Raw genomic sequence first — 19,707 nt, 5'->3', positions numbered from 1 at the left:
CCCCCGTTGTCTCCGCCGCCCCCGCTGCCCTTGTGCCCGGAGTGGCCTCCCCGGCGCCCTTCGATGATCCCGACGGCGACGGGCTGAGCGCGCCGCGCCATTTCCCCGCCGTGGGCGCCGACGAGATCCGCGAGGCCTTCGAGAGCGGCCGCTATCCCTATGGTCGCCCGCTCGGCCGCCTCGCCTATGAGCGCGAGAAGGCCCTGCTTCAGGCCGAACTGCTGAAGGTGCAGATCTGGGCCCAGGAGACCGGGCAGAAATTCGTGCTGATCATGGAAGGGCGCGACGCCGCCGGCAAGGGCGGCACGATCAAGCGCTTCATGGAGCATCTGAACCCGCGTTATGCCCGCGTGGTGGCGCTGACCAAACCCTCGGACAAGGAGAAGGGCGAGTGGTTCTTCCAGCGCTATGTCCAGCATCTGCCCACGGCGGGCGAGATCGTGTTCTTCGACCGCTCATGGTATAACCGCGCCGGGGTGGAGCGGGTGATGGGCTTCTGCTCGCCCTCGGAATATCTGGAATTCATGCGCGAGGCGCCGGAACTGGAGCGGATGATCACCCGCTCGGGGATCCGGCTTTACAAATACTGGTTCTCGGTCACCCGCGACGAGCAGCTGCGCCGGTTCAAGGCGCGCGAGACCGATCCGCTGAAGATGTGGAAGCTCTCGCCGATCGACAAGGCGTCGCTCGACAAATGGGATGATTACACCGAGGCGAAAGAGGCGATGTTCTTCTATACCGACACCGCCGACGCGCCCTGGATCATCGTGAAATCGAACGACAAGAAACGCGCCCGGCTGAACTGCATGAAGCATTTCCTCGCCTCGCTGGATTACCCCGGCAAGGATCACGCCGTGGTGGGCCAGCCCGATCCGCTGATCGTCGGCAACGCCGCCCAGGTGCTGCGCGGCGCGGGGCATATCCTCTCGGCCGCGACCCATCCGGCGGTGCGGCTGGGCTGAGGCCCCCTTGCTCTTCGGCACGATCCGGCCTTTTCTGGGGCCGGATCAGAAGGGATGCGGCATGGACTGGGACAAGGCGTTCAGCGGCGTGGACTATCGCTATGGCACCGAACCGGCGGCATTTCTGCCCCGCGTGGCGGATCTGATCCCCGAGGGCGCGCGGGTTATGTTCCTCGCCGATGGCGAGGGGCGAAATTCGGTCTGGCTGGCGGCGCAGGGCCGCCACCGGGTCTCGGCGATGGAGCAAAGCGCCCCGGCGCTGGAAAAGGCGCGGCGTCTGGCCGGAATGCGGGGTGCGGCGGTCGATTTCCGTCAGTCGGCGATCGAGGACCAGGACTGGTCCGAGCCGTTCGATGCGATCCTCGGCCTGTTCATCCAGTTCGCCCCGCCCGCGCTGATGCGCCGGATCCATGCCGGGATCGCGCGGTCGGTGGTGCCCGGCGGCCTCGTGCTGTTGCATGGCTATCACCCCGATCAGCTGGCATACGGCACCGGCGGGCCCGACCGCGCCGATCAGATGTATACGCCCGAGGGGCTGACGGCGGATTTTCCCGGCTGGGAGATCCTGCTGCTGGAGCGCTATGATGCCGGGCAAAGCGCGGGCAGCGCCCATCAGGGGCGCTCGGCGCTGATCGATTTCGTGGCGCGGCGGCCCGGGCAGGGCTGACACCCGCGCGCGCGGCCCGCGCAAATTTCTTCAAAGAAATTTGCAAAAATCTTTAAAGATTTTTGGGCGACCCTGCCGCATGTCGCTGCCGCTTGCTCAGAAAACGGGCAGCGGATAGAGGCAGGGGATGACCCGAGCCTCGCCCTCACTCTCCGCCCATCTGCGCGCCACGCTCGCGCTTGGCCTGCCGCTGGCGGGCTCGTCGCTGGCGCAGATGTTGCTGCATGTGGTCAACACCGTCATGGTGGGCTGGTATGGGGTGATCCCGCTGGCTGCCCTGGTGATCGCGGCGTCCAGTTTCCTCATCGTCTTCGTGCTGGGGTCGGGGTTTTCCCGCGGGGTGATGCCTCTCGCGGCCGGTGCCCGTGTGCGCGGCGATCAGGCCGGGATGCGCCGTTGCGCGCGGATGGGGCTGTGGCTCTCCATCGGCTATGGCCTGCTCATCTACCCCCTGTTCTGGTTCTCAGGCCCCATCCTGCTGGCGCTGCACCAGAAGCCCGAGGTCGCCGCCGAGGCGCAGACCTATCTGCGCATCGCGGGCCTCGGCATGGCGCCCGCGCTGGCGGTGGCGGTGCTGCAAGGCTGGCTTGCCGCGCTGGAACGCACCCAGGTCGTGCTCTGGGTCACGGTGGCGGCGGTCGGCGTCAATATCGCGATGAACTGGTTCCTGATCTTCGGCAATGGCGGTGCGCCCGAGATGGGGGTGGCCGGAGCCGGAGTCGCCACCCTGGTGGTGCAGGTGTTTTCGCTGCTTCTGCTGGCGCTTTACGCCGCCTTCCTGCCCGCGCTGAGGCCCTTGGAACTGTTCCGCCGCTTCTGGCGCCCGGACTGGCCCGCGCTGCGCGAGGTCTGGCGGCTCGGCCTGCCGATCGGGCTGACGGGGCTGGCGGAGAGCGGGCTGTTCGAGGCCAGCGCGATCATGATGGGCTGGATCGGCGCCGGAGAGCTTGCGGCCCATGGCATCGCGCTGGAAGTCACGGCGCTGGCGTTCATGATCCATGTCGGCCTGTCGAATGCCGCGACGATCCGGGTGGCGGAATTCGCGGGCCTCGGCGATGCGCGAGGGCTGCGCGACGCGAGTTTCGTCGCGCTCGGCCTGTCGTTTTGCGTGGCGGTGGTGGTGATCGTGGTCTTCCTGACCGTGCCGGGCGCCATTGTCGGGCTGTTTCTGGACCCGGCAAAGCCGGCTTCGGCGGCGATCCTCGCCTTCGGAGTGACGCTGCTTGCGCTGGCCGCGCTGTTCCAGCTTGCCGATGCGATGCAGGTGATGGCGCTTGGGCTTTTGCGCGGCATCCGCGACACGAAAGTGCCGATGTGGCTGGCCGCGATCAGCTATTGGGTGATCGGCATCCCCTCGGGCTATCTGCTGGCCTTTCCCATGGGCTACGGCGGGGTCGGGCTGTGGCTTGGCCTTGTGATCGGGCTGGTGGCCGCCGGGGTCAGCCTGATGGCGCGGTTCTGGATGCTAGCGCCAAAACCGGGCATAGCCCGCGAACCGGCCCTGTAGTTTCGAGACCAGCCGGTTCAGCCGCCCCGGATGCGGGATCGTGCCGCTGGCCAGCCGGTCCAGCGCGACCTCGGGCGGGCAGGGGCGGCGCGAGACCGGATCCCAGTAGCGCGGATAGGCGATCAGCGCGGCATGGACCAGATGCGCGAGATCCGGGCGCGGTTGCAGGCTGCCGTCCTCGCGCCTGAGCCTTCGGGGCGGGATTTCGCCCAGGTCCCGCGTCAGCCCCCATCCGGCGTAAAACGGGGCGCCGAGGGTGGTGACGCGCTTGCCGCGGATCAGTGCCTCGAAGCCGGTCAGCGAGGTCAGGGTCCAGACCTCGTCCACCTGACCCAGCACCGCGGCCATCGGGGCGTCGGTCAGGATCATGTCGGCATAACGCAGCGCATCCGCCTCGGCGAGCGCGCCGGGCCGCAGACCGGCCTCCACATCGGGATGCGGTTTGTAGAAGATCGCCGCTTCCGGGCTCGCCTCACGCGCGGCGCGCAAGAGGTCGAGGTTGGTCCGCAACGCGCCAGCGCCTTTCAGGATCGAGGCGTCGTCCTCGACCTGGCCCGGCACCAGAATGTAGGAATTGTGGTGGTCTTCGCGCGCTGGAAGCGATGAAAGCACCCCTTCCAGGTTGTATTTCGTCAGGTTCGCCTCGCGCAGCCGCCCGATCAGCCGTTCCGCCCGCACCCGACCGCCGGGGGGTAGCGGGGAAAGGATCAGCGCCTCCAGCCGCGACGGGCGGGTGGGATCGTAGTAGATCCCGAGATCGTCCGCCACCAGCGACAGCGGCGGCACCAGTTCGGCGCCAAGCCCGCGCGAGCGCAGGAAGCCGTCCTCGACCCGCAGCGCCGGGCGGGCGAGATCCGCAGGTTCTTTCCCCGCCCAGATCAGCAGGCTGCCCTTCGCCTGCTCCGGGGTGTCGATGAAGCGCAAAGGCTTTTCATCACCGAAGAAGGCCTGGAGCCGGCTGCGTTTCCACAACCGCATCCCCATGGCGCTGTGGCCGTGGCGGTCCTGGCGGAAGGCGCGGGTTTCGGCCTCCAACTGGTCGAGCGCTTCCTCGAAGCTGCACAGCCGGTCGCGGCAGGGATCATACCAGACAGGCGCCAGGATCATCGCGCCGGCGAAGATCTGCGCGCGGGTCAGGCTGCGGGTGCGGCGGGGCGGCGGCGTGCGGTCCCCGGTCAGGCCCCAGCCGGCATAGAACGGCTGGCCCCAGACCCGGGGCCGGTGCCCGGCGAGGATCGCCTCGAACCCGAGTTGCGAGGATACGGTATAGACCGCCACCGCGCCTTCCAGCAGCGCCCAGGGCGAGACGGGCGCGTCCAGCAGCGTGACGCCCGGCCCCGCGTGGCGGGGGCCGTAATGGCCGGGGCGCAGGCCATGGGCGGTTTCGGGATGGGTCTTGATCACCACCGGGGTGCCGGGCCAGTCGGCGCGCGCGGCCTCCAGCATCTCGTCGAACAGGGCCTGATCCCCGCCCGAGGCCCGGACCGAAGCATCGCCCAGGGTCTGGTCCACCACCAGAACGTAACCCGGCGGCGGCGGGGGCAGCGATGGATCGTGCAGGTTGTATTTCGACAGGTCGAGGTGGCGCAGACGGGAGATTCCGTCCTTCGCCCGGGCCAGAAGGTTCGAATTGTCCAAAGGATCGCGGGACAGGATCCGTTCGGTGAGCGATTCCCGCGCCGGGTCGAAATGCACGCCGTAAGGGTCGATCAGCAGGCCGAGCGGTGCGTCCCCCATCCGCCCCGGCCGGATCGAGCGGAGGAAGGCATCCTCCAGCCGCACCAGCGGCAGGCTTCGCGCCCCGGCCAGCCGCTCACCGCGCCAGGCGGTGGGGCTGGCGCCCCAGACCGCCACGCCGTCCCCCGCGCGCGGCAGGCCGAAGCGCATCTCATGGCCCGCCAGCGAAAGCATCCGCTTCAGCCGCCGGTCGCGCAGGAAGGACAGGTTCTGATGGCAAAGCCGCCGCGGGATCTCCGCGGCGGCCTCGGGTTTCGGATCACGCTCGACGGCCAAAGCCGGCTCAGCTGCCGCCGGCGGCCGAGTTCAGGCTGGCCGCGGCGCCAGCCGAGCCGGTCAGCACGGAAAGGGTCTTCTGCCACTGCACATAGGGCGCCTCGGTCACATAGACGGTGTCGCCGTCGCGCACGAGGAAATCGCGCGCCTCGAACATGCCGGTCGGCGCAGTCAGATCCAGCACATAGACCATGCGCTGGTCGCCTTGCAGGTCCTTGCGGCCAAGGACCGCATTGGCGATGGCGGCGGGTTCGTTGCGGAACACGAAGACGCCGGTCGGATCGGCCGCCGCGGTCTGAAGCCCGCCGACGGTGGCAATCGCCTCGATCGCGGAAAGCGTCTCGGTCTCGAACGGCACCACGGTCTGCGCCCCCATCGCGCCGAGCGCGGTGAACTTGCGCTCGTCCTCTTCGATGACGATGCGGTCGCCCGGGCGCAGCGCGATGTCCATCTGCGGATTGGCCCACAGATCCTTCAGCCAGATCTTGCCGGTGTGGTTACCGCGCGTCACCCGCACCAGCGCCTTCGCCGGGTTGATCGCCACGCCGCCCGCCCGCGCCAGCATCGCCGCCAGCGTCCGGGTCGGCTGTTCGATCGGGAAGACGCCCGGCGTCGCCACCGAGCCGTTGATCGTCACCGTCGAGCCGTCGCCCGCGACGCGCGCGACCTGCACCTGCGGATCGGGGGTCTGAGCGTCGAGCTTGCGGCTGATCGCGCTGCGCAGCCCCTCGACCGTGTTGCCGGCGGCCTTGATCCGGCCGGCATAGGGGATGAAGACATAGCCCTGGCCGTCGACCTGGACCTCGGTCAGCTGCGAGACGCGCTGGCCGGTATTGCCCAGAAGCGGGTCGTCGCGGACGTTTTCATAAACGGTGATGCTGAGGATATCGCCGTTTGAGATGGTGTCCGATCCCATCACCCCGGCCTTGCGGAAACTGTCCGAGAAGCCGAAGGAGGGCATCACCGCGGTGGCCCGCGTCACCCTTGGATTGACGGTCACGATGAAGGCGTCGCCTTCCTGCAGGACCGAGCCCGCGAAGATCTCTTTCTTGTTCGGCCCCGGGCGCGGCAGGCCGCAGCCTGCGGTCAACGACACGACGGCAAGCAAGGCGAGGGCTTGCGCCCCCCTTGTGGTGTAACGGTTCACTGCTCGGGCTCCTTTGGCGGATTTGCCTCAAGTTTTGCCTGCAACGATACGGAATCCCGATGGAAATTGAAAGACTGCGTGTTTTTTGCGCTCAGGTCACCAGCCGCAACTGTTGCCGTGGTGCCGCGTTGCCGCTGACCAGCGCGTCGTAAGGATCCTGGCTTGAGAGCAGCATATCCACTACCTGTCGTAGCAATTCGCGCCGCCCCCGCGAGGAGTAGAAGCCGCCGGCCACCTGGCTGGTCTCAAGCAGGTAGTGCCGATAATCGCGGTAAGCGCGGGTGTCGGGGCGTTTTCCCTCGGCGAAAAACTGCGCGGCGGGCTGCGACGAGACGAATTCCGGCTTGGAATAGACCGCCCGGCCGAAGGCGCGCAGCGGCAAACCGCGCCAGAGCGCCTGCTGCCCGGCGGTGGAATTCACCGTCACCGCCGAGCGCGCGTGGTTCATCAGCGCCGCCAGCTTGCCGCCGCGCACGAAATGCACCCGGCGATCAACCCCGAACTGCTGCGCGAGGCGGCGGATCGTGCTTTTCACCGCGACGCGCCCGTCCTCCAGCGGATGGGCCTTGAACACGAGGTGATGATGCGGCGCGGCGCCGGCGGCGAAACCCTCGACGACGAGGGCCAGAAATTCGCTCATGGTGGAAAACGGCGAATGGTCGCGGAAGCTGGCGTCGTGCTCCAGTTGCAAAAGCACGAGGTGGTAGGGGAAGCCGCCGTAGCGGATGCGCCAGGTGGCGAGCCGGCGCTCGGCGGCGTGGAACGGCAACAGCGCGAGGCGTTTGAGGTAGAGCATGAATTCCTGCCGCACCGTCAGGGCGCGATGCGGGCGGAAGTTGCGGTAATCCCAGAACCCGGCCCAGACGAACCAGTGATAGAGCGCGCCCCAGAACATGTGCTGGCGCATGTCGCCCCAGCGGGCGGGGGCCTCGGGCAGGTCCATGTCGGTCTTCGCCAGCGCCTCGCGCATCTCGGCGACGGAGGTCTCCATCAGCCGCGAATGGCCGTTCGAGCCGCCGCGCTCATAGGTCACCCAATGCGGCCGCAGATAGCCTTCCTCGAAGACATGGATGGTCAGGCCCATCTCGCGGGCGATGGTGACGGCGCGGGCATGGACGGGCCGTGTGTCGCCGTAAAGCACCAGATCGGTGATCCGCTTTTCCGTGACGATGGCACGGAAGCTGTCGGGCCAGTCGGCGGGCTGGCCGCGGAACGGGATATAGCTGGCCCGGTCATGCCAGAAGGCGCGGTCGCCGCGGTTGAAGCCCGCGCGCCAGACCTCGGCCCCCGAACGGCTCAGCATCCGGCCGAGGCGCGAGAAGAACGGGCCATGCGGACCCTGCAACAGCAAAAACCGCTTACCTTCACCCGAAAGACGCATGATCCGGCCGTGCTCTCCCTGACGCGCCCCCGAGAGACCAGCCTGACGTTGCGCTGCGGCGAAATTGCGGCGGTGACGGGGCTTGCCTCGGGCGTGATCCCGGGGATAGACCAAAAGGCGTTGAAAGAAAATGAGCGGAAGGACGCAGGCGATGTTCACCGGAATCGTGACGGATATGGGCGAGATCGTCGAACTGGAGCAGCGCGGCGATCTGCGCGCCCGGATCGCCAGCTCATACCCGGCGGCGGGGATCGAGATCGGCGCCTCGATCGCCTGTGAGGGCGTCTGCCTGACCGTGGTCGAGAAGGGCAGCGGCGCGCGCGACTGGTTCGATGTCGAGATCAGCGCCGAGACCGTCTCGAAGACCAATCTCGCCGGCTGGACGGTCGGCAGGAAGCTGAATCTGGAGCGCGCGCTGAAGGTGGGGGACGAACTCGGCGGCCATATCGTCTCGGGCCATGTCGACGGGGTGGCCGAGGTGGTCGGGATCGCGCCCGAGGGCGACAGCCTGCGCGTGACCTTCCGCGCCCCCGAGGCGCTGGCGCGGTTCATCGCGCAGAAGGGCTCGGTGGCGCTGAACGGCACCTCGCTGACGGTGAACGAGGTCGAGGGCCGCGACTTCGGGGTGAATTTCATCCCGCATACGCAGAAGGTGACCACCTGGGGGGGCGTGGCGGTCGGCGACCGGGTGAACCTGGAGGTCGATACGATGGCGCGCTATGTCGCGCGGCTGCGGGAATGGGACTGAGCCAAATTCCTTCAAAGGAATTTGCAAAAATCTTCAAAGATTTTTGACTCTGGGGCTGACGTGGCGCCCGGCTCCGGTTCCTTTGAAGGAACCGGACCGAAATCTTTGAAGATTTCGGCGCGCGCGAAATGGAAAACGGCGGCCACCAGGGCCGCCGTTGCTGTTTCCGACGGGGAAGATCAGGCTGCGCGCGACAGCAGAACCTCGTCCACCTTCTTCTGCGCACCGGCCTCGTCGACACCCGAGACGGCGGCGACTTCGCGGGTCAGCCGTTCCAGCGCGGCTTCGTAAAGCTGGCGCTCGGAATAGCTTTGCTCGCGCTGGTCGTCGGTGCGGTGCAGGTCGCGGACCACTTCGGCGATCGCCATCAGATCGCCGGAATTGATCTTCTGTTCGTATTCCTGGGCGCGGCGCGACCACATGGCGCGTTTGACGCGGGCCTTGCCCTTCAGGGTTTCCAGCGCTTTGGTCACCACATCGGGGGCCGAAAGCGGGCGCATCCCGATCTCGGTCGCCTTGTGGGTGGGCACGCGCAGCGTCATCTTGTCCTTCTCGAAGGTGATGACGAACAGCTCCAGCTTGAAGCCGGCGATCTCCTGCTCTTCGATGGAAATGATCTTGCCAACGCCGTGTGCAGGGTAAACAACGAACTCGTTCGGACGAAACTCTGGCTTCTTCGACTTGGTCATTCAGGCGCTTCCTCGGTCAGACCCCTGCCATTGATCCGACGAACGCCACCCTCCGAAGGCAATGCCTTCGGCGAAAGGGTGGGGTTTGTCACAAGAACAGCTGTCTCAGGCGAGCAGTCCTGAGGCAGAGAATCAGGCGTCTATGCTGGTTTATGACCGATGTATAACACAGAATCACCGCGAATCCAACTGCCGCGCGCAGGGGGTGATCCCGCCGCCGGGGCGGCAGCGACAGGAATATTCTCCGGCCTGCGCGGCGATGTCCGCGATGCCCCGGTCAGCTGCCCTGGCCGGGCTCGGGCGAGAAATACTTCTCCAGCTTGTTCGGCTCGCCGTCGCGATCCTCATAGCCCGGCAGCGGGTCGCGCTTTTCGGTGATCACCGGCCAGACCTCGGCATATTTGCGGTTGAAGGCCACCCATTCCTCCATGTCCGGCTCGGTGTCGGGCCGGATCGCGTCGGCGGGGCATTCCGGTTCGCAGACGCCGCAGTCGATACATTCGTCGGGATGGATGACCAGTGTGTTCACGCCTTCGTAGAAGCAGTCCACCGGGCAGACTTCGACGCAATCGGTGTATTTGCAGGCGATGCAGTTGTCGGTGACGACATAGGTCATGGGTATGCCCGGAAAGCGATCTTTGAGCCGTCAGTTAAGCCAGCGGGAAGGATCATTCAAGGCTTGGCGGTGTCGCAGCCGGGGCGTCGAGATCAATGAAGAGCGTCTGTGCCTCGGTTGCGGGGCCACGGCGAACGCCCGTTCCGGCAATGCGGATCAGTCTGATATTTCTTCCCTGGGGGAAGGTCAGCACATCGCCCGGCCCCACCTCGCGCGAGGGTTTCGCCACCGGCTGGCCGTTGACGCGGACATGGCCGGATTCGACCATTTCGGCCGCCAGGCTGCGCGATCTGAAAAACCGCGCCTGCCAGAGCCATTTGTCGAGACGGATCCGGGGGGCAGAGCCGGACGGGGGGCTCTCCCCCCGCTCCGGCTGCGATCTGCCGCCTCCGGTTTTCGCCAAGGTTCAGACCTTGCCCTTCAGCGCCATCAGCGCGGCGAAGGGATTGTCGGGGTCGATCGGCTTTTCCTTGCGCGGCGGGCGGGCCTCGAAATTCTTCGGCCCTTCGTTGCGGCGCTCGGGCTTGCCGTGCCGGCCGGCGGGTTTGCCGCCGCGGTCACGGTTGCCGAAGTCCTTCTTCTCGCCCTTTTCGCCCTGGGGCTGCTCGCGGCGCTCGCCTTGCGGGCGGTCGCGGCGCGGGGCGCCCTCACTGCGCTCGGGACGCGGGCCTCGCTCGGGGCGCTGGAAGCGCGGCTTCGGAGCCCAGGTGAAAGTGTAGAACACTTCCATCTCGGGCGCGGGCGTCTCGCCCCCGGTCGCGTCTTCCGTGGTTTCCGCGGCGGGTTCCGGCTCCGGCGCGGGAGCAAGCAGCGAAACCTCTTCCGGGATCGGCTGGCCCGAAGCTGCGGCAGCCTCAAGCGCGGCGGCCACGTCCTCTTCGGGCGCCACGGCGGGCGCGGCGGCTTTCACCTTCTCGCGCTCGCCCTTTTCGCCCTTATAGCCGAGGCCGCCCATCAGGTCGGAGAACTGCTCCAGCGTCATGCCGGTGATCGACAGCATGTCGGGCGTCGCCTCGAAGCCAACGCGGCTGTCCTTCTGGCGCAGGATGTCGGCCAGACGCTCCAGCATGTCGATGCGGATCGCGCGGCTGCCCGCCGGGCGGTAGCCCGACAGGGCGTAATGCTCTTTCGGCACTTCGGTGATGTTGGGGATGGTCACCAGCCCGGGCGGCGGGCTTTCGGGGAATTCGGCAAGCCCGTTCCACAACGACCACAGCACCAGCCGCAGCCGGGTCGGCGCGGGTTTCAGAAGCGCGGGCAGGAACACGGTATACTGGCCGAAGCGCACGCCGTGCTTGCGCAGGGCGCCGCGCGCCTCCTGGTCGAGTTCCTTGACCTCGTTCGCCACCTGCTCGCGCGGGATCACGCCGAGCGCCTCGCTCAGGCGGAAGGCGAAACCGCGGGCAAGCCCCGTCAGCGTCTCGTCGCGGCCCATGGCCAGCAGCGGCTCGTAAAGCGCGGCCACCTTGCGGTCGATGAAGTGCTGCAACCGGCGGCGGACCTTCTCGGTCACGTCCTCGCCGGCTTCCTCGTCGACGAAGGGCTCCACCGCGGGTTTCAGCGGATCGGCGCCCTTGACCAGCTTGCCGATCGCAAAGCTGCCCCACATCAGGCCGCCCTGCTCGGTGAAATCCATCTCGGTGTCGGGCGCGTTGTAGAACCTGTCGGCGCGCAGGCTGAATTCAGGCCTCAGCGCCTGGATCGCGGCCTGTCGCAACGTCTTGCCCTCGTCCGGGGAAGCCGCGGCGTCCTGTTGGAAGCGGAACCCTTCGAGACGGCCGGTGAACTGGCCCTCGATGGTCACTTCGCCCTTGTCATTCACCTCTGCCACGAGGTCCTCCTTCTGTTTCAACCGGCGCAGCAGCACGGATGTGCGCCGGTCGACAAAGCGTTGCGTCAGGCGCTGGTGCAGCGCATCGGACAGGCGGTCTTCTACCGCGCGGGTCTCGCCGCGCCAATGGGATTCGTCATCGACCCAGTTCTTGCGCTGCGCGACGTAGGTCCAGGTGCGGATATGGGCGAGGCGGCGCGAGATCTGGTCGATGTCGCCATCGGTGCGGTCGATCCGCGCCACCGCCTTCGCCAGCCAGTCCGAGGGGATGCGCCCGCCCCCCAGGCCCCGCCCGACGAGGAAATCGAAGATCCGCGCCAGCAGCGTGGTGTGGTCGGTTTCGGAAATGCCGCGGAAATCGGGGATGCGGCAGACATCCCACAAGAGCATCACCCGCCGCGGGTTGGTCAGCTTGTCCTGCACCTCGGGCAGCGAGGACAGCGCCTTGAGCGCCACCACATCGTCGGCATCGCGCGCCCGCGACAGCCATTCGTTGTAAGTTGGCAGTTCCAGCGAGCGGATCAGATGCCCGGCCGATGAAAAATCCAGATCGGCGTTGCGCCACATCAGCTTTTTCACCGGGGCGAATTTATGTGCCTCGATCTGGTCGATCAGTTCGGAAGAGAACGGCTTCGCCTCGCCGGTCACGCCGAAGGTGCCGTTCTCGGTATGGCGTCCGGCGCGTCCGGCGATCTGGGCGATCTCCTGCGGCAGAAGCGCGCGCATCCGCCGCCCGTCGAATTTCGAGGTCGAGGAGAAGGCGACATGTCTGATGTCGAGGTTCAGCCCCATGCCGATGGCGTCGGTCGCCACCAGGTAATCCACGTCGCCGTTCTGATAGAGCTCGACCTGGGCGTTGCGGGTGCGGGGCGAAAGCGCGCCCATCACCACCGCGCAGCCGCCCTTCTGGCGGCGGATCAGTTCGGCGATGGCATAGACATTTTCAACCGAAAAGCCGACAATGGCCGATCTTTCGGGCATCCGGCTTATCTTTTTCGAACCTGCCCAGGTAAGGGTCGAGAAACGGTCGCGTTTGACGTAGCTGTGGTTCGCCACCAGCCCGGCGATGGCGCCGCGCATCGTGTCGGAACCCAGAAACAGCGTCTCGACAAGGCCGCGGGCATGCAGCAGGCGGTGGGTGAAGACATGGCCGCGCTCGGGGTCCGAGCAAAGCTGGATCTCATCCACGCAGACGAAATCGGCGCCGATCTCCAGGGGCATCGCCTCGGTGGTGGCGACCCAGTATTGCGCGCGCTCGGGGACGATACGCTCCTCGCCGGTGACCAGCGCCACCCGCGACGGGCCCACTTTGGCGATCACCCGGTCGTAGACCTCACGCGCGAGCAGCCGCAGCGGCAGGCCGATCACCCCGGTGCGATGGGTCAGCATCCGCTCGATGGCGTGATGGGTCTTGCCGGTATTGGTCGGGCCGAGCACCGCCGTCACGCGGCCGCGTTCACCCCCGGGGCGGGCATCCATTGATCAGAGTTCCTGGCCCTCGAGTTTCTTTTCCAGCCGGGCGATGGCGTCGTTGACCTCGGGGATATGCGGATGAAGGGCGGCGGCGGTGCGGTAGGCTTCCAACGCGCGGCCCGGCATTTCGGTTTCCTCAAGAATGGCGCCCAGCACCGACCAGGCCACGAAATGGCGCGGCTCGTCCTTCAGCACCTGCGCGAGATCCGCCATGGCCGGCCCGACCTCGCCCGCGCCGTAATAGGCAACCGCGCGGGTGGCGCGGGCCTCGGTAAAGCCGGGTGCGTGATCGACCGCGGCGGTCAGATGATCGATGGCGGCTTCGGTATGGCCCGATTGCAGCGCATCCGAGCCGCGTTGCAGCAAGAGGTCGATCGCCGCCGAGCCGGATTTCGCCGATTCGATGAAAATCTCGGACTCGATCCGCGAGGCGGCGCCGGGGTCGGCGTCTTTCAGCCTGCCGTAGAGGTCGTCGAGCTTCTGCGCATCCTGCGCCGCGGCGGCGGTGACAAGAAGCAGCGGCAGAAGTGCCGCAACGACATGATTGTGAAACCGGGTCCGGGCTTTCATAGTTCGGATCGTAGCGGATCCGTGGCGGAACGCCAGCGGTTCCGATGTAACGAAAGGGAGATGCGATGAGTGTGATCATCGACAAGGCGGTCGGCAAACTGGCGGCGAAACTGTCCGGCGGTTTCGACGGCGTGGCAAAATTCGTGATCAAGGGCGAGGGCGCGATCATGCTCGATCCGGCCGGCGTGCGGGCGGGCGATGAAGAGGCCGACGTGACGCTGACCGCCAGCGCCGAGACCTTCCAGGCCATCCTGGAAGGCGAGATGAATCCGACCATGGCCTTCATGACCGGCAAACTTTCGGTTGACGGATCGATGGGTATGGCGATGAAACTGGGGTCTGCCTTGTCGTAACCCCCCGAGCCTGACCCCCCGTGAGCGAGCCCGCCCCGTTTTTCGACAGCCTCGCCGATGGCCCCGAGGGGGGACGGGCGGTCTGGCTGCGGACGGTCGACGGGGTGCGGATCCGCGCGGGCTACTGGTCCGGCGGTGCGCTTGGCACCGTGGCGCTGCTGCCCGGGCGCACCGAATATGTCGAGAAATACGGCCGTGCGGCGCGGGAGTTGCTGTCGCGCGGCTGGTCGGTGATCACCATCGACTGGCGCGGACAGGGCCTCGCGGATCGCCCGCTCGACGATCCGATGCTGGGCCATGTGGCACATTTCGGCGATTACCAGCACGATCTGGACGCGGTTCTGGCCTTTCTGCGCCACGAGGGCGCGGGCCGCGGATTGCGCGCGCCCTGGATGCTCTTGTCCCATTCGATGGGCGGGCTGATCGCTCTGCGGGCGATCAACCGGCAGCTGCCGTTCCGGGCGGCGGTGTTCTCGGCGCCGATGTGGGGGATCCGGGTGCCGCTCTGGCACCGCCCGCTCGCCGATGCGATGCGGCTGCTGCCTTTGTCGCTGCCGCAGGACCGGGGCTACGCGCCCACCACCTCGGGCAAGAGCTACGTTCTGACCTCGGGGTTCGAAGGCAACCAGCTTACCGGCGATCTGGCCATGTGGGATTATCTGCGCAGCCATGTCGAGGCCGAGCCGGGCCTGCGCCTTGGCGGGCCGTCGCTCGGCTGGCTGCGCTCGGCCTTGCGCGAATGCGCGGTGCAGATGCGCGGCCCGGCCCCCGCGCTGCCCGCCATCGTCGCGCTCGGCAGCCAGGAGAACATCGTCCGCCCCGATCCGATCCACCGCCGGATGGCAGGCTGGCAGGCCGGGCGGCTGGAGATCTACACCGGCGCCCGCCATGAGGTGCCGATGGAGCGCCCCGAGATCCGCACCCGCTTTTTCGACAGCGCGCATAAGCTGTTCACCGAACAGGCCGGCCGGCCGGAGCCGGAGGCAGAGCCCGCCGTCAGTCGCCGCAGCTCACGCAGATGGACGCTTTCGATCCGGGATCGCGGCTGAACTCCATCGAGCGCCCGGCGCCGCGCAGCACCAGGTTCTCGCCGATGCGTTCGGCCGAGGTCATCACGCCAAGGGTGCTCAGGAAGCGCTCTTCCTCGGCCATCCGGTCGCAATACATCCGCGTGGAGCCGAGTGTGCCCAGGCCGAGCGCGGGCAGGCTGGCCTGATTCTGTCCGAACCAGTTATTGCAGGGCGCCTTGCCCGAGACGCTTCCCGCGGCGTCGATGGCGAAGCTGGCCTCATAATTCACCCGCTGGCCATCAAGCGCGAGAAGCTGCCATTCGCCCGAGGCGATGGTCTCGTCCGCAAGCGCGGCGCCGGGGATCAGGGCGAGAAGGACAAGCAGTTTGCGCATGGGGGCCTCCGATGGTGATTCTCCCCCCAGTATAGGTCAGAACGCCCCGGGCTTCGCCTCGCGCGCCATATGGTCGAGCACGGCATTGACGAAACCGGACTCGCGGCCCTCGGGGAAGAAGGCGCGGGCGATGTCGACGAATTCGTTGATCACCACCTTGGGCGGCGTGTCCATCTGCGTCAGTTCCGCCCCCGCGGCGCGGAAAAGGGCGCGGATCACCGGGTCGATGCGGTCGATCGGCCATTTGGCGACCAGAGCGCGGTCGGTCATCTGATCGATCAGAGCCTGCCAGTTCACCGCATGTTCGACCAGGTTGCGGAACAGATCCGGGTCGCCCTCGGCGAATTCGCCCTCTTCATAGCTGGCGCCGAAGCGGAAATTCACGAACTCGCGGGTGACGGCTTTCACCGTCTGGCCCGAGACCTCCATCTGGAACAGCGCCTGCACCGCGTAAAGCCGTGCGGCCGATTTCATCTGGCGTTTTTCATCGCGCGAGGTCATGCCCGGAATCCGATTTCTTTGATCCGGCCCATTTGCGCGAAAGCGCGCCCGGGCGCAAGGCCAGAGGTCAGCCGAGAAGCGCAAGCGACGCGGCGAAAGCAAGCTGCTGGCTGGCGCCGAGGATGTCGCCGGTCTGGCCGCCGATCCGGTTTTGCGCCGCCCGCGCCAGTGCCGCGCAAAGCAGCGCCGTCGCCAGGATCGCAGCAAGGCCGCCGGTTCCGCTCAGCCCGAGGCAAAGCGCCGCGCCGATCAGCACCGCGGCCAGCGCGGCCGGGGCCGGGGGCCGGCCCGAGGCGGCCGAAAGGCCCGAGGCGCGCGCGGGCGGCAGCGCCGCCATGATCGCCGCCATCGGCGCGCGAGACAGCGCGGCGGCCGCCATCAGCGCCGGAACCGCGCGCCCCGAGGCGATCAGCCCGGTCAGCGCCGACCAGGCCGCCAGCGTGACCAGCACCAGCGCCAGCGTGCCGAAACTGCCGATATGGCTGTCTTTCATGATCGCGAGCCGCCGCTCGCGGTCGCGCCCGCCGAACAGCCCGTCCGCGGTATCGGCGAGCCCGTCCTCGTGCAGCCCGCCGGTCGCCATCGCCATCGCCGCCAGCGCCAGCGCGGCCAGCGGCCCGGGCGGCAGCTCTGCAAGCCCCCCCAGCCAGACCGTCAGCGCGCCCACCCCGCCGACCGCCAGCCCCACCACGGGCCAGGCCCAGGCACTCGCCGCGCCGCTGTGGTCATGCGCGGGCATGGGAAGCCGCGTCAGCAGCGAGAAGGCGGACAGAAGATCGCCGGTGAGGCGCTGGATCGGGGGCATCGCGCGGGCCTTTCCGGCTGGAACGGAGGGTTCGCATGGGGTAACGCGGGGCCGGGGCGGGATCAATCGCCCGCGCGATTTCCAGGAGATGTCCGTGACCCTTGCCGCACCTGCCTCGCTTGCCGGATACAAGGCCCTGATGTCCGTGCTTCCGGCCCCGGACGATGGCGCCACCGCCGCCGCATGCGCCCGGGATGCGGTGCTGACCAAACCGCCCGGCGCGCTTGGCCGGCTGGAAGAGGTGGTGCGCTGGCTTGCCGCCTGGCAGGGCCGGGCGGTGCCGGTGGCGGAACGGCTGAAGATCGTGGTCTTCGCCGGCAATCATGGCGTGGCCGCGCGCGGCGTCTCGGCCTTTCCCGCCGAGGTGACGGTGCAGATGGTGGAAAACTTCCGCCGTGGCGGCGCGGCGATCAACCAGCTCGCGCAATGTTTCGGCGCCGATCTGGGCGTGGTCTCGTTGCAGCTCGACCGCCCGACCGCCGATTTCTGCACCGGCCCGGCGATGAGCGAAGAGGAATTGCTGGCCGCGCTGGCCGCCGGATGGGAGGCGGTGACGCCCGGCCTCGATCTGTTTGTTGCGGGCGAGATGGGGATCGCCAACACCACCTCGGCGGCGGCGCTGGCGGCGGCTTTGTTCGGGGCGCAGGGCGGCAGCGCGGGCTGGTGCGGGCGCGGCACCGGGCTTGATGACGCGGGCCTTGCGCGCAAAGAGGCGGCGGTCGCGCTGGCGCTGCACTGCCATGACGGCCATCTCGCCGATCCGTTCGAGGCGCTGCGCCGCCTCGGCGGGCGCGAGGTGGCGGCGATGACCGGCGCGATCCTGCGCGCGCGGATCGAGCGTGTGCCGGTGCTGCTCGATGGTTTCATCGCCTGCGCGGCGGCGGGCGTGCTGGAGCGCGCGCGGCCCGGGGCGCTGGACCACTGCATGGCCGCGCATCTGAGCGCCGAGGGCGCGCATGGCCGGCTGCTTGCCGCGCTGAACAAGGAGCCGCTCCTGTCGCTGAACCTGCGCCTCGGCGAGGGTTCGGGGGCAGGGGTGGCGCTCGGACTGATCCGCGCGGCGGTGGCCTGCCACGCCGGGATGGCCACCTTCGCCGAGGCCGGCGTCAGCGGCGGCTGAGCCGGGCGAAGGTCATGGAGAAATGGAAAAGGGGCCGGAAAACCGGCCCCTTTTTCGTTCCCGGGCGAAGGCCTCAGCCCTTGGGCATGGTCAGCGCCAGCAGGCGGCCGCCTTTCTGATAGCGGACTTCATTCGCGGTGATCGCCTGGACCTGGCCGCCGTCGATCTTGTCGCCGACCGAGACCTTGCGGTATTTGCCGTTCGCCAGCCGCACCAGCGCATGGCGGTTCGACTGGGTGCCGTAAACCCCGATCAGATTGATTTTCGACAGGTTGATCGCCTTTGAGAAGGTGGCCTGCTTGGCGACGCTGGCCTTGGTGGGGATCTTCGGCGCCGGGCTTGATGCCACTTCGGGCTCGTCGATCTCATCCGCTTCGTCGGGTTTGGCCTCGGGCGCCCTGGCGGCGCTTTTCGGGGCCGGAGCGGCCTCGGGCGCCGGGGCGGGGTCGGGCGCGCGCACGGCGGCGGCGACCGCGGCCTCGACCGCGCGGCTGAAATCCTTCGGCCGCGCGGCGGGGCGGCGCGAGATGGTCAGCACAGAGGGATTGGCGGCCTCTTCCGCGCTCAGCCCGGCGGATGGGGCGGCGGCGGAAGCGAGCTCGATCACGACCTCTTCGCGGGCCAGCGAGGCGGCGGCGGTTTCGGTTCGCGCGGTTTCGGCGGCGGTCTCGACGCTGGAGGGGCGCGCACGCGGGCGCAGGCTGGCGAACTCCGCCGCCGTCGCCTCGGGGGCGTCGAGCGCGGCGTCTTCGTCGGGCACGAGGCCCTCGGGCCGTGCGCGCGGGCGGCGGTCGGCCAGTTCGGGATCTGGCTGGGCCTCGGGCCCGGCGGCGGCCGGAGCGGGGGCAGGGGTTTCATCGACCGGCGTGGCCTCGACCAGCGAGGGATTGCCGGGGCCTGTGGTTCCGGCCTCTGCCGCAGCTTCCGCCGGTGCCGGTGCCGGTGCGGGCTCGGTCGTTGCGACGGCCGGTTCTGCTGCCGGGGCGCTTGCTGCGGCAGCCGCGGCTTCGGCCACGGCGCTGCGGGCGGGCGGCACTTTCGGCGGCTTGCCCTCATAAAGCATAAAACCGTCCGGGGTCGGTATCCCCTCGACGGTTGGTATCAGAAGTCCGTTCTCATCGTAGCGGTAGACCGTGCCGTAGGGCGGCGGCGGCATCGGCTCGCCTGGCGGCGCCTCGGCGGCCGTCCCGGGCGCGGGCAGCGACAGGGCGTCGAAGGCCGGGGGCGGCGCATCGGCGGCGGACAGGAAAATCTCGTCCTCGGCCCCGAGCAGCGCGACCGGCGCCGGGCTTTCGCTGTCGACCGCGGTGCCGTCCGGCGCGGTCGCGGCCCGTTCCACAGGCGCGGCGTCACCGGCCATCGCGCCGGCGGCCTGACCATCGGCGAGCATCTCGTCGTCGATGCCTTCGGTGCCGCCGGTCACAGCACCCGTCTCGGCGGTCTGCACCTGTTCGGTCTGCTGCGGATCGCCGCCCGAGGCGAGGAAGAACGACGACCAGGCCGCGACCAGCGCAAGGCAGAGCAGCAGGATGGCGGTCAGGATCAGCCCCAGATAGCGCGGCTTGCCGCGCGCGGGTCTGGCCCCGAACGGACCGGCGGAGAGGCTGCGCGCGGCCTCGGCGGTGGCGGCTGCCGCCGGTGCGGTCGCGGGTTTCGCGCGAGCCTTGCGGGTGCCGGGGATCGAGGGCGCGGTGACAAGACCGCCAAGCCCTTTCGCCATGCCTTTGGCCATGGCCGCGGCAGAGGCTGCTGCGGGGGCGGCAGCGGCGGGCCGGGTGGCAGCCGGGGGGGCGGACAGCGGCGCTGCCGCCGCGCGCGGCGCGCGGGCCAGCGTTGCGGCATCCGGCCGGGCGCGAGTCCCGGCGGCCAGCGGAGGCACGGCGGGCGCCGGGCCTTCACCGGCGCGGCTGCGGCCATAGG

18 protein-coding genes and 1 pseudogene are annotated in these 19,707 nt (G+C 68.4%); 7 read left to right on the top strand and 12 right to left on the bottom strand.

Annotation, left to right across the window (positions count from 1 at the left end):
- The first annotated feature begins 83 nt into the window (after nucleotides 1-83).
- The 3 genes from ppk2 to XINFAN_RS18350 all read left to right on the top strand — a co-directional run bounded on the left by ppk2 (nucleotide 84) and on the right by XINFAN_RS18350 (nucleotide 3,136).
- Entirely contained in the window at nucleotides 84-962 is an 879-nt protein-coding gene (gene ppk2, locus XINFAN_RS18360) for a polyphosphate kinase 2 (RefSeq protein ID WP_233352360.1), read from the top strand.
- A gap of 61 nt (nucleotides 963-1,023) precedes the next feature.
- Entirely contained in the window at nucleotides 1,024-1,629 is a 606-nt protein-coding gene (locus XINFAN_RS18355; protein WP_124088315.1) for an SAM-dependent methyltransferase, read from the top strand.
- Nucleotides 1,630-1,756: 127 nt separating this feature from the next.
- Nucleotides 1,757-3,136 carry an MATE family efflux transporter gene (locus XINFAN_RS18350; protein ID WP_124088314.1) on the top strand — a complete coding sequence of 460 codons (1,380 nt, stop codon included), beginning with the start codon at nucleotides 1,757-1,759 and terminating at the stop codon, nucleotides 3,134-3,136.
- Here the strand turns inward: XINFAN_RS18350 and XINFAN_RS18345 are convergent.
- The 3 genes from XINFAN_RS18345 to XINFAN_RS18335 all read right to left on the bottom strand — a co-directional run bounded on the left by XINFAN_RS18345 (nucleotide 3,095) and on the right by XINFAN_RS18335 (nucleotide 7,677).
- A complete protein-coding gene (locus tag XINFAN_RS18345; RefSeq protein ID WP_233352359.1) occupies nucleotides 3,095-5,149 on the bottom strand; it encodes a capsule polysaccharide biogenesis protein in 2,055 nt (684 codons plus the stop codon). The two genes, XINFAN_RS18350 and XINFAN_RS18345, sit on opposite strands and share 42 nt — an antisense overlap.
- A gap of 7 nt (nucleotides 5,150-5,156) precedes the next feature.
- On the bottom strand, nucleotides 5,157-6,296 hold the full coding sequence (locus XINFAN_RS18340) for a polysaccharide biosynthesis/export family protein (RefSeq protein WP_124088313.1): 1,140 nt from the start codon (nucleotides 6,294-6,296) through the stop codon (nucleotides 5,157-5,159).
- A 91-nt stretch (nucleotides 6,297-6,387) separates the two neighbouring features.
- On the bottom strand, nucleotides 6,388-7,677 hold the full coding sequence (locus XINFAN_RS18335; protein ID WP_124088312.1) for a capsule polysaccharide biogenesis protein: 1,290 nt from the start codon (nucleotides 7,675-7,677) through the stop codon (nucleotides 6,388-6,390).
- 151 nt (nucleotides 7,678-7,828) lie between these two features.
- On the opposite strand from XINFAN_RS18335, the gene XINFAN_RS18330 reads away from it, so the two are divergent.
- Nucleotides 7,829-8,425, top strand: coding sequence for a riboflavin synthase (locus tag XINFAN_RS18330; protein WP_124088317.1), 597 nt, complete (start codon nucleotides 7,829-7,831; stop codon nucleotides 8,423-8,425).
- A 179-nt stretch (nucleotides 8,426-8,604) separates the two neighbouring features.
- On the opposite strand, the gene XINFAN_RS18325 is transcribed toward XINFAN_RS18330, so the two are convergent.
- From XINFAN_RS18325 to XINFAN_RS18305, 5 genes are all read right to left on the bottom strand, one after another.
- Nucleotides 8,605-9,114, bottom strand: a complete 510-nt coding sequence (locus tag XINFAN_RS18325; RefSeq protein ID WP_124088311.1) for a CarD family transcriptional regulator — start codon at nucleotides 9,112-9,114, stop codon at nucleotides 8,605-8,607.
- Nucleotides 9,115-9,391: 277 nt separating this feature from the next.
- On the bottom strand, nucleotides 9,392-9,730 hold the full coding sequence (gene fdxA / locus XINFAN_RS18320) for a ferredoxin FdxA (protein WP_124088310.1): 339 nt from the start codon (nucleotides 9,728-9,730) through the stop codon (nucleotides 9,392-9,394).
- A 52-nt stretch (nucleotides 9,731-9,782) separates the two neighbouring features.
- A complete protein-coding gene (locus XINFAN_RS22440) occupies nucleotides 9,783-10,133 on the bottom strand; it encodes an RNA-binding S4 domain-containing protein (RefSeq protein WP_124088309.1) in 351 nt (116 codons plus the stop codon).
- Between the two features lie 3 nt (nucleotides 10,134-10,136).
- Entirely contained in the window at nucleotides 10,137-13,040 is a 2,904-nt protein-coding gene (locus XINFAN_RS18310) for a helicase-related protein (protein ID WP_233352355.1), read from the bottom strand.
- Between the two features lie 3 nt (nucleotides 13,041-13,043).
- On the bottom strand, nucleotides 13,044-13,604 hold the full coding sequence (locus XINFAN_RS18305) for a tetratricopeptide repeat protein (protein WP_124088308.1): 561 nt from the start codon (nucleotides 13,602-13,604) through the stop codon (nucleotides 13,044-13,046).
- A gap of 65 nt (nucleotides 13,605-13,669) precedes the next feature.
- Here XINFAN_RS18305 and XINFAN_RS18300 point away from each other — a divergent pair, with 65 nt between their 5' ends.
- Together XINFAN_RS18300 and XINFAN_RS18295 are read left to right on the top strand one after the other, a co-directional pair.
- Nucleotides 13,670-13,957 carry an SCP2 sterol-binding domain-containing protein gene (locus XINFAN_RS18300; RefSeq protein ID WP_124088307.1) on the top strand — a complete coding sequence of 96 codons (288 nt, stop codon included), beginning with the start codon at nucleotides 13,670-13,672 and terminating at the stop codon, nucleotides 13,955-13,957.
- Nucleotides 13,958-13,977: 20 nt separating this feature from the next.
- Nucleotides 13,978-15,006, top strand: a complete 1,029-nt coding sequence (locus XINFAN_RS18295) for an alpha/beta fold hydrolase (protein WP_124088306.1) — start codon at nucleotides 13,978-13,980, stop codon at nucleotides 15,004-15,006.
- On the opposite strand, the gene XINFAN_RS18290 is transcribed toward XINFAN_RS18295, so the two are convergent.
- The 3 genes from XINFAN_RS18290 to cobS form a co-directional block, all read right to left on the bottom strand.
- Nucleotides 14,954-15,361 (bottom strand): META domain-containing protein, encoded by a 408-nt coding sequence (locus XINFAN_RS18290; protein ID WP_124088305.1) that lies wholly within the window; start codon nucleotides 15,359-15,361, stop codon nucleotides 14,954-14,956. The two genes, XINFAN_RS18295 and XINFAN_RS18290, sit on opposite strands and share 53 nt — an antisense overlap.
- A 36-nt stretch (nucleotides 15,362-15,397) precedes the next feature.
- Nucleotides 15,398-15,862 (bottom strand): transcription antitermination factor NusB, encoded by a 465-nt coding sequence (nusB, locus tag XINFAN_RS18285; RefSeq protein WP_124088304.1) that lies wholly within the window; start codon nucleotides 15,860-15,862, stop codon nucleotides 15,398-15,400.
- A gap of 67 nt (nucleotides 15,863-15,929) precedes the next feature.
- Nucleotides 15,930-16,667 (bottom strand): adenosylcobinamide-GDP ribazoletransferase, encoded by a 738-nt coding sequence (cobS, locus tag XINFAN_RS18280; RefSeq protein WP_124088303.1) that lies wholly within the window; start codon nucleotides 16,665-16,667, stop codon nucleotides 15,930-15,932.
- An 88-nt stretch (nucleotides 16,668-16,755) separates the two neighbouring features.
- Here cobS and cobT point away from each other — a divergent pair, with 88 nt between their 5' ends.
- On the top strand, nucleotides 16,756-17,787 hold the full coding sequence (gene cobT / locus XINFAN_RS18275) for a nicotinate-nucleotide--dimethylbenzimidazole phosphoribosyltransferase (protein ID WP_124088302.1): 1,032 nt from the start codon (nucleotides 16,756-16,758) through the stop codon (nucleotides 17,785-17,787).
- A 73-nt stretch (nucleotides 17,788-17,860) separates the two neighbouring features.
- On the opposite strand, the pseudogene XINFAN_RS21855 reads toward cobT, so the two are convergent.
- Nucleotides 17,861-19,707: pseudogene (locus XINFAN_RS21855) on the bottom strand (translation initiation factor 2); the annotation flags it as partial.

It is taken from the genome of Pseudogemmobacter humi, from assembly GCF_900609055.1.
In the GTDB taxonomy this organism is placed as follows: Bacteria; Pseudomonadota; Alphaproteobacteria; order Rhodobacterales; family Rhodobacteraceae; genus Pseudogemmobacter; species Pseudogemmobacter humi.
Note: the sequence above shows the minus strand (reverse complement) of the source record. Positions and strands in the feature narration are given on the sequence as shown.